Annotated in this window: 7 protein-coding genes; 5 read left to right on the forward strand and 2 right to left on the reverse strand. The window is 70.0% G+C overall.

What is annotated here, in order from left to right; all coding sequences use genetic code 11:
- The first annotated feature begins 27 nt into the window (after positions 1 to 27).
- The 5 genes from TSH20_RS20945 (at position 28) to TSH20_RS20965 (ending at position 10830) form a co-directional block, all read left to right on the forward strand.
- Positions 28 to 1629 (forward strand): tetratricopeptide repeat protein, encoded by a 1602-nt coding sequence (locus TSH20_RS20945; protein WP_109076518.1) that lies wholly within the window; start codon positions 28 to 30, stop codon positions 1627 to 1629.
- 94 nt (positions 1630 to 1723) lie between these two features.
- The gene (locus tag TSH20_RS20950) at positions 1724 to 3052 is read left to right on the forward strand and encodes a hypothetical protein (RefSeq protein ID WP_109076519.1); all 1329 of its coding nucleotides are present in this window, start codon (positions 1724 to 1726) and stop codon (positions 3050 to 3052) included.
- 130 nt (positions 3053 to 3182) lie between these two features.
- The gene (locus TSH20_RS20955) at positions 3183 to 4421 is read left to right on the forward strand and encodes a tetratricopeptide repeat protein (protein WP_109076520.1); all 1239 of its coding nucleotides are present in this window, start codon (positions 3183 to 3185) and stop codon (positions 4419 to 4421) included.
- A gap of 65 nt (positions 4422 to 4486) precedes the next feature.
- Positions 4487 to 7552 carry a glycosyltransferase gene (locus TSH20_RS20960; RefSeq protein WP_109076521.1) on the forward strand — a complete coding sequence of 1022 codons (3066 nt, stop codon included), beginning with the start codon at positions 4487 to 4489 and terminating at the stop codon, positions 7550 to 7552.
- 119 nt (positions 7553 to 7671) lie between these two features.
- A complete protein-coding gene (locus TSH20_RS20965; protein ID WP_247871464.1) occupies positions 7672 to 10830 on the forward strand; it encodes a M10 family metallopeptidase C-terminal domain-containing protein in 3159 nt (1052 codons plus the stop codon).
- A gap of 39 nt (positions 10831 to 10869) precedes the next feature.
- On the opposite strand, the gene TSH20_RS20970 is transcribed toward TSH20_RS20965, so the two are convergent.
- Entirely contained in the window at positions 10870 to 11745 is an 876-nt protein-coding gene (locus TSH20_RS20970) for an FkbM family methyltransferase (RefSeq protein WP_109076523.1), read from the reverse strand.
- 99 nt (positions 11746 to 11844) lie between these two features.
- A complete protein-coding gene (locus TSH20_RS20975; protein ID WP_109076524.1) occupies positions 11845 to 14112 on the reverse strand; it encodes a biotin/lipoyl-binding protein in 2268 nt (755 codons plus the stop codon).
- Positions 14113 to 14155 lie beyond the last annotated feature (43 nt).

Raw genomic sequence — 14155 nt, forward strand, 5'->3', positions numbered from 1 at the left:
GCTTTTGCCGGCTTTCCCGGTCAGACCATGCCCTCGATCCACGACATCCTGACCAAGGCGGTCGCCCTTCACAACGGCGGCCAGCCGGAGCGCGCGGCGGCGCTCTACCGCGTCGTCCTGGCGGTGGAGCCGGCCGAGCCGCATTCCCTGCATCTGCTGGGGCTGCAGAGGCGCCGTGCCGGGCGCGAGGCGGAGGGGGTGGCGCTGATGGCGCGCTCGCTCCTGCTGGCGCCCATGCTTGCGCCCACCCTCTTCAACCAGGGGGGGGCCTTGCAGGATTTGGGGCGGCTGGACGAGGCGGCCGCGCATTTCCGCCGCAAGCTGGAGCTGGATCCCGACTGCGGCGTGACGCTGATCCGCCTGGGGCGCGAGGCGCTCGCCCGCGGCCGGCTGGACGAGGCGGAGCGGCTGCTGCGCCCCGCCGCCGTCCTGGAGGCCGGCGGCGCGCTCGCGTCCCGCCTGCGCCGGTCGCTAGAGCGCGTCGCCACCGCCCGCGACATCGCCCGCGACGCCGCCGACCCGTCGCTGCCGCCGGGGCTGGTCGTCCGCGGCGCCTTCCGCGACAACAGCGGCTATGCCCACAAGGTCCGCCAGTTCGTCCGCCATCTGGTCGATGCCGGGGTGCGCGTCCGGCTGGTCGATCTGAACCATGACGACGTCGACAACCTGCCCGACGACCAGATCGACCCGCTCCTGCACACGCTCAACCGGCCGGTGCGGGCCAAGGCGGTGCTGAGCTTCACCACGCCGGTGGTGGTGGAGGCCGTTCCGGGGCTGAAGACGATCAACTACACGGTGTTCGAGGCGCTCGACATCCCGCCCCTGTGGGCGGCGCACAGCCGGCGCCACGACCATGTCGTCGTCGCCACCGACTCCTCGCGCCAGGCATGGCTCGCTGCCGGCCATCCGGCCGACCGCATCCACATCTGCCCGGAGGGGGTGGAGCCGCTGGAGCCCGGTCAGGTGCCGCCCATCGCCATTTTCGATCCAACGGGACGCCGGCTGGCCGATCACCGGGTCCGCATCCTCAACATCTCCGACCTCAACAGCCGCAAAAACCTGGAAGGGCTGCTGCGGGTGTGGCTGCGCACGACGCGGGCGGAGGACGACGCCGCCCTGCTGCTGAAGCCCGGCAAGGGGGATGGGGCATCCGGCGGCCTCCGCGATCTGCTGGCCCGGCTGACGGCGGAGACCGGCCGGACATTGGCCCAGGCCGCCCCCCTCTTCCTGGTCGAGGGCAAGCTGCCGGACACCGTCATGACATCGCTCCACGCCGCCGCCACCCATTACTGGAGCATGTCGCACGGCGAGGGCTGGGACCTGCCGATGGCGCAGGCCGGCGCCATGGGGCTGACCCTGCTGGCTCCCGACCACAGCGCCTACCGCGCCTATCTGGACGGCCGGACCGCCCACATGATCCCCAGCCGCGTCACCCCCGCCCTGGACGGCTATCGCGGCCGGGAGTGGTGGACCCCCGACGAGGAGGAGGCCGCCCGGCTGCTGCGCGCGGTCATCGACGATCCCGACGGCACCCGCCGCTCGGCCCGCGGGCATCTGCTGGAGCATTTCGGCTGGCGCTCCGCCGCCCACCGGCTGATCGACCTGCTGCGCAGGCTGGACGCCCTGTGACCGGCGGCGCCCTTGCATCCCCCGATGGAGCAGGGCAAACAGCCTCCTTCGCCCCAGGGTCTCGAAGCACACTTTCACGCAGACGGGTTCGCGCATGGATCAGCAGAAATTACGGCAGGTGATCGGCGGCATCGCTGCGGCCTGCGCAATCGACCATGCCGCCCTCGACCGCGAGCTTTGCGCCATCGAGGATGCCGGCGACCGCCAGCGTCTCTACGACATCATGGCGCTGCTGATTTCCCGGGTCGGCGATGGGGCGGAGAAAAGCCGGCTGACCGATGCGCTGATCGACTGCCAGCCCGACGACGAGGCCCTGTATCTCGCCCTGGCGCACCGGCTGGCCTATGCCGGCATGGGGATTCTGGAGCGCGACCCGGCGATCCCGCGGCAGGGCATCGTCCTCCTCGGCCGGGCGTTGGAGCGGGCGGCGCCGTCCCCCCTGCGCCCGCAACTCCATGCCAACCTGTCCTTCCTGCTCAACGAGGCCGGCCGCCCCGACCTCGCGGAGGTCCATGGCCGCGCCGCGGCCGGCTGCCAGAACGCCATCTTTCATCTCTGGCTCGGCGAGGCGCTGTTCCGGCAGGGGAAATATGCAAGCGACGGGCTTTGCGTCATCGACCTGTCGTCCCTGTCCTTCCGTCGGGCGGCCCAGGCCCTGGCGAAGGCGGACGCCGCACCGCCCTTCGAGCGGACCGGGCGGCATGTGGTGCTGGTGTCGGTGGACGCCACCTATTTCAAGCGCTACGCCGTGGCGCAGATCCTGAACCTCCACGCGCTGGGCTCGGCGGCCGCCGTCCACTACCACATCATCAACGGCGACGCCGAGGTCGCCCGGCTGATCGAACGGCTGCGCGGCATCGTCGGCGCCATGCCGGTCACCTTCTCGCACGAAAGCTGGGCGGTGCGCGGGGAGGCCATCGACAAACCCTATTACGCCTCCTCCCGCTTCCTCATCGCGGCGGACGCGATGCTGCTGCACAAGGCCGACGTGATCGTCTGCGATGCCGACGTGCTGTTCCGTGAGAAGCCGGAGGACATCGTCAGGCTGGCCGGCGGCGCCGACGTCGCCCACACCGATTATCGCGGCGAGCCGCTGTGCAGCCGCTACAACGCCTCCTTCGTCCATTTCCGCCACAGCCGCAGCGGCTATCTGACGCTGCTGATGATGGCGGACTTCCTGAAGACCAATTTCGAGCGCTGCTACATCTGGATGATCGACCAGGTCGCCCTGTTCGCCTGCGTCGAACGTGCGGCCCAGCTGCTGGGAGGCGAGATGACGCACGCCGTCTGGCCGGACAGCGTCCTGCCGCCGCGCCCCGGTGACGCGCTTCCGCTCGTCCTGACCGGCGCCCTCGCCGGAAAGCACGGGAACAGCCCCTACAGCGCGAAGCGGGACGAGATCCTGCGGACATACGGGCTGTGAGGACGGAGGGCGGTCCGTTCCGGCGGCCTGTCTTCTGCCGTGCATCGCGATTGCGGGTGCGGTAAGTAAGCGGCCGTCCTGTCTGCGCCCGGATGCCCCGCTCAGCCCGCCCGTCTTCAACGGAGCTTTCATGCCGACCCTCGAAGAAGCTTTCCGCATCGCCATCGACCACCATCATGCCGGGCGGCTGGCCGAGGCCGAGGCCGTCTACGAGAGCATCCTGGCGGCAATCCCCGACCAGCCGGAGGCGATGTCCAACCTGGGCTATGCCCAGCAGATGCAGGGCAAGCTGGCGGCGGCCGCGGCCACCTACCGCAAGGTGCTGGCCAAATGGCCCGACCGTCCGCAGCCCCATGCCCGGCTGGGCGAGCTGATGCAGTGGACCGGCCGCTGGGGCTCTGCGGTCGATTGCTATGAAACCGCGGTGTCGCTGGCGCCGAAGGACGAGGGGCTGGCGGCGCAGCTCGACCGCGCGGTGTCGCTCGCCTCCCGCCATCAGGCCCTGCGCGAGCCGCTGCGCCGCGGCGAGAGGCTGGACCTGCGCGACGTCACCTTCCTGGTGCCCTGCCGGATCGAATCCCCGGACCGCAGGCGCAACCTGCGCATCCTGGTCACCTACCTGCGGCGCCATCTCGACACCAACATCCTGATCTGCGAGGACAATCCGGAGCGCCAGGACGTGCCCGGCATCATGGCCGAGCTGGGGCTGTCCTCTGCCGACTACGGCTATATCCACCTGACCAGCAACGACAGCCCCTACACCCACCGGGGCAAGCAGCTGAACATCATGGCGGCCGCCGCGACCACGCCGATCGTCGTCGGACAGGACACCGACGTGCTGGTGGAGCCGACCCAGTATGTGCTGGCCCGGCAGGCGGTGCATGACGGCGTGGCGCTCGCCTGTCCGTTCAACGGCCTGTTCTTCGACGTCGGGCCCGACTTCGTTCCCGGGGTGGAGCGGACCCTGTCGGTGAACCAGATCGACCTGTTCGATCCGCGCAACGAGATGCTCTACAAGAACTCCTACAGCGGGTCAGTCTTCTTCGGCCGCTGGGTGTTCGACCGGCTCGGCGGTTTCAACGAGAAATTCGTGTCCTGGGGCTGGGAGGATTTCGAGCTTTACCGCCGCCTGGAGCTGCTCGGCGAGCGGGTGGAGCGCACGCTGGGGCCGCTCCTCCATCTCAGCCATGCGCGGTCGACCAATTCGGTCACGGAGAACCCCTGGTACGCCCACAACACCGCCGAATACGAGCGGGTGGTGTCGATGACTCCCGACCAGATCCGTGCGGAAATCGCCGCTGGCAGCTTCCACCGCCCGCTGGTCAGCGCCGGCACCGTCCCCGGCTGGGTGGAGCCGCCGACGTCCTGATCCCGGCCCGAGGCGCGGCGGGGCACCGCGCCCGCCGCGCCCCAATTCATGCTTGAGCCTCCCGCATGCCGCCGCATCCACAAGCCCCGTCCGTCCCCGCGCAGCCGGCAGCCGACGCTCCCCGGACGCTGTTCTGCTGCCTGGCCACGCCCGACTATTACCGTCGTCCGCTGTTTTCGGAGCGGGAGGTGTTCTGCGGCCCCGACTGTCCGACGGTCGAGACCGGCGACGGCTTCGCCTCTCTCGGCACCCCGGCCGGCGAGTTCGATCTGCCGTCCGTCGTCGCCCGCCTGCCGGCACACCAGCGTCCGGAGCTGATCGTCGTCAAGGCCGACGCCACCCGGCGCAACCTTCCCCGCGGGCTGGACCGGCTGCCGGGGACCAAGGTGCTGCTGGTCGGCGACACCCACCATTTCGCCAGTCCCCTGCGCACGCTGCTGGCCTATGGCGCGATGGAGAGCTTCGACACGGTGGTGCTCGACCACACCCGCCAGCATGCCCATGCCTTCCTGGAGGCGGGGTTCGACCGCGTCTACTGGATCCCGGCGGTCGACTATGCGCTGCGCCGGCGCGACATTCCCGCAGCACCCGAGCGTCCCCTCACCTTCGTCGGTCAGGTCGGCGCCTTCCACCCCTGGCGGCGCCATGTGCTGGAGCGGCTGGTGGCGGCCGGGCTGCCGCTGACGGCGATGCGGGCGGCGCCGGAAACGGCGGCCGACATCTACGCCGCCTCGCAGGTCACGCTGAACGTTTCGCTGAACGGCGACCTCAACCTGCGCGTCTTCGAGGCGCTGGGCGCTGGCGGCTTCCTGCTGACCGACGCGCTGTCGCAAGAGGCCGGGCTGGAGCGCTGCTTCACCCCCGGCCGCCACCTCGCGACATACCGCTCGCCGGACGAACTGGTGGAATTGGCGCGCCATTACCTCGACCACCCGGATCAGGCGATGGCGATCCGCCGGGCAGGCCAGGCGCATCTGCTGGAATTCCACAGCCCGCAGGTCAAGCGCGCCCAGTTCTTCGCCGCGGTGTTCGACGACCGCGTCGACCCGGCGCTGGAGGTCCGCTCCGAGCGGCGCGGGCTGGCGGCCCTGCCGGCGCAGGGCACGGCCTTCCGCCGCCGCCTTGCCGCTTACGAGGCGCTGCAGCGGCTGCAGTTGACCTCCTCCCGGCTGACCGTCCATGCGGCTGGGCAGGACGGGAAGGATGACGGCTTCGCCGCCGACCTGCGCCTCATGGCCCGCGACCTGCCGCGGGTGGCCTTCTCTGCCCCCGGCGCCGTGCCGGACGATGCCGCCGACCCGGTTCCCCTGCCGCTGCCGCCATCCGCCGACGGGGTGCGGGATGATGCGGTGACGCTGCTGCCCTGGCCGGGTGCCGGTTCCGATAAGGCGGAGACCGACCGCCGGATGGCCCGGCTGCCCGGCGCCTTCGTCCTCTGCCCCACCGCGTCGGCGCGCGACCATGCCGCGGCGGCCGCCCATCTGGCCGGCTGGGGGTTCGTGCCGAGTGAAGCGGACGGCCTCCTGTTCCAGTGCGCCGACGCCCTGCGCTATGCCGTCCGCTCGCTGTCCGATCCGGGGCTGGCAGCGGGGCTGGCACCGGACCTGCGGCGTGCCCGCCTCGCGGCGCTGGAGCCGATGCTGCGGACCGCCGAGCATATGGTCGCCGTTGCCCGTCTGGCCGCCCGTTTCGGCGAGCATGCCCTGGCGGAGCGGTTCCTGCTGGGCGCCGTCGGGCTGGACCGCCAGCAGCCGGATGCACTCGCCGGGCTGGCGCGCCTGTACGCGGCGGGCGGACGTCCGCTGGAGGCATCCATCTATCTCGGCGAGGCCCGGCGCGCTGCCCGGCTTGCCGGAACAGCGGACCCGGCTCCGGACCTGGACGCCGACGCGCTCGCCGACGCCACCGGCGGCCATCCAGGGCTGGAGCGCTACCGCAGCCTGTTCCGGCAGGCGACGGCTCCCTCGACCGGGCTGCCGCGGCGCATCCTGGTGGTTACCAACCTGTTCCCGCCGCAGGAGTTCGGCGGCTACGGCCGCAAGCTGTGGGAGTTCTCTGCCGAGTTGATCCGCCGCGGCCATGCGGTGAAGGTGCTGACCGCCGACGTGCCCGACCTTTCCCGCCCGGGCATGGCCGGGACCGAGGACATCGAGGCGCATGTCGATCGTTCGCTGACCCTTTACGGCACTTGGAAGGACGGTCGCGCCTTCACCCACGAGGATCCGGCCCACTGCACCGCCCTGGTCCGCGCCAATATCCGTCGCGTGTTGGAGACCGCCCGCGATTTCGGCGCCGAGGCCTGTCTGGTCGGCAACCTCGACATGCTGGCGACCGAGTTCCTCGACCCGCTGACCCGGCAGATGGGCGTCCCGGTTCTGCATTGCCTGGGCAACCAGCATCCCGGCTATGCACCGGAAGCGGCGCCCCGCTCCCCGCTCTACCGTGCCGGGCCGGCCAGCGGCTGGGTGGCGGAGCGGCTGGCCGCTGGCGGCTATGGCCTGCCCGCCACGGTGATTCATCCCGGCGCCCGCGTCGATTATTTCCACCGCGCAGTGATGCCGGCGACCGACCGGCTGCGCATCGCCTTCGCCAGCCTATTCGTCACCTACAAGGGACCGCAGACGCTGGTCGCCGCGCTGGGGATCCTGCACCGTGAGGGCATCGACTTCGACTGCACCTTCGCCGGCGAGGCGCCGGACGCCGATCTGGCCGCCCGCTGCCGCGACTTCGTGGAGCGCAACGGCATGGCCGGCAAGGTGCGCTTCACCGGCTTCCTCGACCGCCGCGGCCTGTCCGAGCTCTTCGCCCGCTGCAACGTGCTGGTCTTCCCCAGTGTTTTCCAGGAACCCTTCGGCATCTCGCAGGTGGAGGCGATGGCCGCCGGCCTGACCGTGGTCGGCAGCGGCACCGGCGGCAGCGGCGAGGTGCTGCGCGACGGCGTCGACGGCCTGCTGTTCCCGGCGGAGGACCATCAGGCGCTCGCCGACCGGCTGCGCCGTCTGGTCAAGGACCGCGCCGCTTGGCTGCGCATGGCCCTGTCAGGCCGCGACCGGGCCCGCGACCTCACCGTCGCCCGCTCCGTCGACCGCATCGAGGCGGTGTTCGAAGAACTGAGCGTGCGGAAAGGATGATCGGAGGGAACCGCAGCCCGTCGCCCGCGGTCCATTGGCCGGTGGAGAAAAAAGGTCCGGGTTCACCTCCCCTTTCGATTGGGGAATGAAAGGTTGTAGAGTGGCGGGAGCCGCACTCCGTGGCGCAAGACATCCTCCCGGCCATGACGACCACCTTCTCCGACCTCTCCGATGTTTCGGCCGACGCCCCGGCCGGCACGATGCCCGCCTGCTCCTGCCTGCTGTGCAATGCAACAAGCTGGGGCGCCGACTGGAGTGTGGCCCCCCTCGCCGCCGGGATCGACCCGCAAGGCGCACTGCCGCAGGGCGTGGCCTCGTCCACCGTCCAGGCCCTGCTGGCGACGGGGACGCCGCGCTGGGGCAGCGGCGGGGTCGGCAGCGGGGCGACGGTCACCTACAGCTTCATGGAGCAGGCGCCGTCCTACGCCTCCGGCACGGACAGCACCGGGTTCGCGACGCTGTCCAGCGCCCAGCGCGGCGCGGTGCGGCAGGCCTTCGCCGCCTGGAGCGCCGTCGCCAACATCTTCTTCGTCGAGACCTCCGACAGCGCCAACAGCGGACAGGGCGGGTCGATCCGCATCGGCACCAACCGACAAAGCTCCAGCGCCGCCTACGCCTATTATCCGACAGGCTCGCTCTATGACGGCGGCGGCGACATCTATCTCGCCAACAACACCTCGACCAACACCAGCCCGACGCCGGGAACCTACGGCTACCTGACCATCCTGCACGAGATCGGGCACGCCATCGGGCTGAAGCATCCCGGCAACTACAATGCCACCGGCGGCGGGGGCGAGCCGCCCTATCTGTCCTCGGCCGAGGACAATTACCGCTACACCCTCATGTCCTACAACCGGCACCCCAGCCTGGGGTTGAGCGGGCTGGCGACGGGGCCGGCGCTGTATGACATCGCGGCGGCCCAGTATCTGTACGGTGCCAACACCGGCACCCGCATCGGCGACGACCGCTATGTCTTCGGCAGCACCACCACGCCCTTTTCCCAGGCGATCTGGGATGCCGGCGGCACCGACACCATCGACGCCGGCGGGCAGGCGTCCGCCGTCACCATCGACCTGACGCCGGGCGCCTTCAGCTCCATCGGTCCCAACGGATCGGGCGGGCTGGCGGTGGGGAATCTGGCGATCGCCGCCGGCGTCACCATCGAGACCGCCATCGGCGGCAGCGGCAACGACATCCTGATCGGCAATTCCGCCAACAACCTGCTGATCGGCGGCGCCGGTGACGACACGTTGACCGGCGGAGCGGGCGACGACACGCTGATCGGCAACGGCGGCATCGACACCGTGGTCTACAACGGCAGCCGCTCCTCCTACACCGTCACCGTCACGTCCGACGGCGCCACCATCTCCGGCGGCAGCGAGGGCACCGACACGCTGACCGATGTCGAATACGCCCTGTTCGCCGACACCAGGATCAGCCTGACGCCTCCGGCGGTCACCGCCAAGGCCGGCCGGGTTTCCATCGGTTCCTCGATCACCATCGCCAGCCTGGTGACGGCGGCCGATCCCGCCGGCGGCCTCGTCACCCAGTATGAGCTGGTCGACAACACCAATGGTGGCGGTTCCCTCATGGTCGGCGGGGTGGTCCAGGCCACCGGCGCCGTGGTCTCGCTGAGTGCGGCGGCCTTTGCTGGCGTCACCTTCGCCGCTGCCTCCCTGACCAGCCTCGACGAGCTGTCGGTGCGCGCCTACAACGGCGTGGCGTGGAGCCGCTGGATCGGCTTCATTGTCACCTCGCGCCCGGCCAACCGGCCGCCGCTCGTCCAAAGCGACAAGACCCTGAGCGCGCAGGAAGGCGGGGCGGCCATCGCTCTTGGCATCGACCGGCCGAGCGATCCGGACGACGGCGACAGCATGACGGTGACGCTGGCCCGGCTGCCGACCGCCGGCACGCTCCGGCTGGCCAATGGCACCGCCGTCACCGGCGGGATGACGCTCGGCACCGCCGATCTGGCCGGCCTGACCTATCAGGCCCCGATCGGCACCCCGGTGTCGCCGGGGTCCTTCGCCTACACCGTCACCGACAGCCAAGGGGCGGTCAGCGGCCAGACCGTGACCTTGCGGGTGACCCCGCTGGCCGAGACGATGGCCAGCTTCGACCCACTGGCCTATCTCGCCTCCAACCCCGACCTCGCGGCCGCCTTCGGCACCGACACGGCGGCGGCGCGCGCGCATTACCTGTCCGCCGGCCGGGCGGAGGGGCGGACGACACGCGCCTTCGATCCGCTGGCCTATCTCGCCGCGAATCCGGATCTGGTGGCGGCCTTCGGCTACGACCTTGCGGCGGCGAGCCGGCATTATCTGACCTCCGGACGGCAGGAGGGACGGCCCACCGGACGCTTCGACCCGCTGGCCTATCTGGCCGCCAACCCCGATCTGGCGGCGGCCTTCGGCACCGACACCGTCGCCGCCACCCGTCATTACCTGTCCTATGGACAGCGGGAGGGGCGGACCACCCGTTTCGACGCCTTCGGCTATCTGGCGTCCTATCCGGATGTGGCGGCCGCCTACGGCACGGACCTGGCGGCGGCGGCCCGCCACTACCTGACCGCCGGCCGGCTCGAAGGGCGCAGCATCACCTTCGACAGCCTGGGCTATCTGGCGGGCAACCCCGATCTGGCCGCAAGCTTCGGCACCGACACCGCCCAGGCGGCCCGCCACTACATGCTGTATGGATGGCGCGAGAACAGGCCCACCGGCTTCGACACGCTGACCTATCTGGCGGCCAACCCCGACCTGGCGGCGTCCTTCGGCAACGACCCTGCACGGGCGGAGGAGCATTACATCAGCTATGGCCGGCTGGAGAAGCGGCCGACCAGCTTCGACGTCCACGACTATCTGCTGGCCAACCCGGATCTGCTGAGCGTCTTCGCGGGCAGCGAGCAGCAGGTGAAGCTCTATATCGTCCTGTATGGGAGCACGCCGCGGCGCGATGCTGCCGGCTTCGATGCGCTGAGCTATCTGGCCGCCAATCCGGATCTGGCAGCAAGCTTCGGCACCGACACCGCCGCGGCCACCGCCCATTACCAGTCCAGCGGCCAGGCGGACGGGCGCCCGACCAAATTCAATGCGCTCGCCTATCTGATGGCCAATCCCGACCTGAGCGCCGCCTTCGGCACCGACCAGCAGCAGGCGCTGGTCCATTTCATCACCCATGGCCGCAACGAGCTGCGGCCCAACCCCATCGGCTATGTTCGCCCGCAGCCGGCCGGCTTCGCCATGGCGAATGACGGACTGCTGGCGGTGGGGATGGGGTAGGGAGCAGGCTCGCTCCCCACCGGGGGGCTATGCTTTGCTTTAGGCTTTGCTCTGGCGTTGGGCGATATGGACGGCGGCGGGCTCGTTGGCGACGCTGTCCCAAACTTCAGCCAGTTTCTCGATGCGGGAGAACAGGACGTTGCAGGTGTAGGCCTGCCTGACCTCGGTTCCGGCCGGCACGAGGCGGGGCAGGGCCCCGTTATGGTCGAGCAGGAACATGTGATAGCCATGGCCCAGCATGAACTCACGCAGTTCGTGCTGGTTGGTGCGGTTTCTCGCCAGGCCGGGAAGGTTCAGCTCGGCGGCGATGAAATCTATCCTCTTCTCGCGAAGAAGCCCCTCGGCACCCTTCAGCACATTCAACTCATGTCCTTCGGTGTCGATTTTCAGCAGGCGGATGCCCCCAAGGCCGGTCCGGCTTGCCAGACTGTCGAGCGTCTCGGCGCGCGCGACGAACTGCGTGATGGACTCGTTGCTTTCCAGCGCTTCTCCCGGCGTCTTTTCGGGAACGACGCCGCCATTGCTGTCATTGGATCCGTTCGATCCAAAGACGATCTGTCCGTTGCGATCGCTGATCGCCACGTTTTCTACGGAAAGATGCGAGATGTCGTTCAGCACGGCGCTGTCGCGGATCAGCGTTGCGAGGGCAGGGTTGGCCTCGGCAGTGACCACGCGCCCCTGTGCGCCCACCTGGGTCGCGGCAAGCATCGTGAAATAGCCTGCGTTGCCACCGACGTCGACAGCGGTGTCGCCGGGGCGCAAGGCCTTCAGGAACAGCAGGGACGTTTCATGCTCGTACATCTGTCCGCTGAGGAAATGGGCGATGACGTCACGCTGCGCCATATCCTGCGGGTCGAGCTGCAAAAAGAACTTCATTCCATTTGCGGCAACGATATCGAATTTCTGAAGAGCCATGTTTCTGCTGATCCGCCGCTGGGAGCCCGCAGCAATCTATGGGTATGGGCTTCATATATCAACGGCTCAGCCATTGGGAGGATTTGAGGTGGGCGAATTTCAGAATCCCGTCTCGCGGATCAGCACCGACGCGGCGATGCGCCAGAAGCGTTCGGCGAAGCTGCGGGCTTCGCCCGCCACGCGAACGATGCCGCGGGTGACGCGCTCCGGCCCGTCCTGCGCATTGCCGAAGGCGCTTGGCCCCATGTCCGCCGGCTCGACGTCCAGGGTGATGCGATAGACCGCCTCCACCGGAGCGAGCGCGCTGCGGCCGGCGCCAGCATGCTGCTGTCCGGACTGGGGGCCTGACTGTCCCTCCACCGCCACCGGACCGCCATTGACCGAGGCGAGCGCCGGCACATCCAGAACCGACACGGCGACCGGATCGACCGCGCGCAGCTTGGCCGCCCGCCGGGGGGCCAGCGGGTCGTCGGGATGGAACTCGGCCCCCGCCCCTGGGCTCAGCCGGTCGAAATCGCCCTCGCCGACATAGCCGACCAGTTCGCCGCTGCCCGGCGCCACCACCATCGCCAGCGGCAGCTTCGGCCCGATCCAGCGGCCGGGGGTCAGCGCGTCCTCCATGTCGCGCACGGTGCCCGACAGCGGGGCCCGCACCACCAGCCGCTCGCGGCTGTCGAGCAGCCCCTGCCGCTCGGCCAGGGCGGCGGCCAGATCCTCCTCCATCGCGCGCACGCGGTCGAGCTGCTCGCGGCTGGCGGTCAGGCGGGCGATCTGCTCCTGCATCCAGCCGATGCGCAGCTCCGCCTGGCGCAGCTTGCCCTCCAGGTCGGGGGCGGTCAGGCGGAACAGCGGCTCGCCCTCCACCACGTTCTGGCCGCGGGTGACCAGCGCCTCCTCCAGCCGGGCGGGGAAGGGGGCGTAGACGGTGGCGAAGCCGGACGCCCGCCAGACCACCGGCACCGACACGGTGGCGGTCACCGGCAGCAGGGTCAGCCCGACCGCCGCCGCCAGCCCGGCCAGCGTCAGCCCGGTGCGCAGGTTCACATGAAAGCGGTCGCGCAACCCCCACCAGGCCTTGGCCTCGGCCACGAAGGGGCGGGCGACGAACCAGCCGATCTCGATGGCGAACAGCAGGATGCCCAACACCTTGATGGCGACGTGGTAGACCAACAGCGCGATGCCGAGGAACAGCATCAGCCGGTAGACCCAGGTGACGTAGGAATAGACCAGCAGGATGCGGCGCCGCGCCGCCGGCATCTCCTCCGGCGGCTCCAGGCCGAGCCCGAACAGCCATTCCCGCAGCTTCCAGCGCGCCATGGCGAAGGCGCGCTCCTGCAGATTGGGCACGTCCAGCGCGTCGGAGAGCAGGTAATAGCCGTCGAAGCGCATAAAGGGGCTGAGGTTGATCGCCAGGGTGGTGACCCAGCTGACCGTCGCCAGGAAATAGGCGGCGCTGCGCAGCGGGCCGTCGGGCAGGAAGCTCCAGGCCAGTGTGGCGAAGACGGCGATCGTCAGCTCGGTCACCATGCCGGCCGCCCCCACCGCCAGACGCTGCCGGCGCGACACCAGCCGCCAGGCGTCGGTGGTGTCGGTGTAGAGCACCGGCCACATCACCAGGAAGGCCACCCCCATGGTCGGCACCCGGCAGCCGAAGCGCTTGGCGGTGTAGGCATGGCCCAGCTCGTGGCAGATCTTGGTGCCCAGCAGCGTGACGCCGTAGAGCGCCAGCCCTTCGGGCGAGAAGAAATGCTGGAAGGTGTGCAGGAAGGTGTCCCATTGCCGCGCCACCAAGAGCCCGGCGAGAGCGGCGGTCAGCAGCACCAGGACCAGCCAGGCCCGGCTGTAGAAGGGCGCCACCAGCCCCGCCGTCGCCGACAAGAAGCGGTCGGGGCGCACCAGCGGGATGCGGAAGAACAGGTAGTTGTGGACCAGCCACCAGAACCAGCCGGTGTGACGCGCCGCCGCCTGACGCGCCAGAAAGGCGGTGTCGACGGTGACGGTCAGGTTGTTGGCCGCCAGGAACTGGTAGAAGCCCATGACGTCCTCGCTCCCCGGCTCGAACAGGCTGTCGCCGGCCACCGCCGCGGCGATGGCGCGCGGGTTGGCGTGATGCCAGTGCGCGATCAGCGCGAAGGCCTCCGGCCCGATGCGGAAATAGCGGTTGCGCACCGGATCGTGGATGGTCCAGCCCGGCGCCCCGTCCTGTCCCGCCGGTGCCGGCAGCAGGGTCAGATCGTCGCGCAAGGCCGGCAGCCGCAAGGTTGCCAGCGGATCGGCCGGGGCGGAGCCGTCGGCGCGGAGACCGGGGGGAGGGGCCGCAGAGGGGCCAGCGGAGGGGCCAGCGGAGGGGGTGAGGGCGATGGACACGGGGAGTCCTCGGGATTGCCTTAGGAGTAGCCTTGGGGCAGCG

Origin of the sequence: Azospirillum sp. TSH20 (assembly GCF_003115935.1) — a bacterium.
In the GTDB taxonomy this organism is placed as follows: Bacteria; Pseudomonadota; Alphaproteobacteria; order Azospirillales; family Azospirillaceae; genus Azospirillum.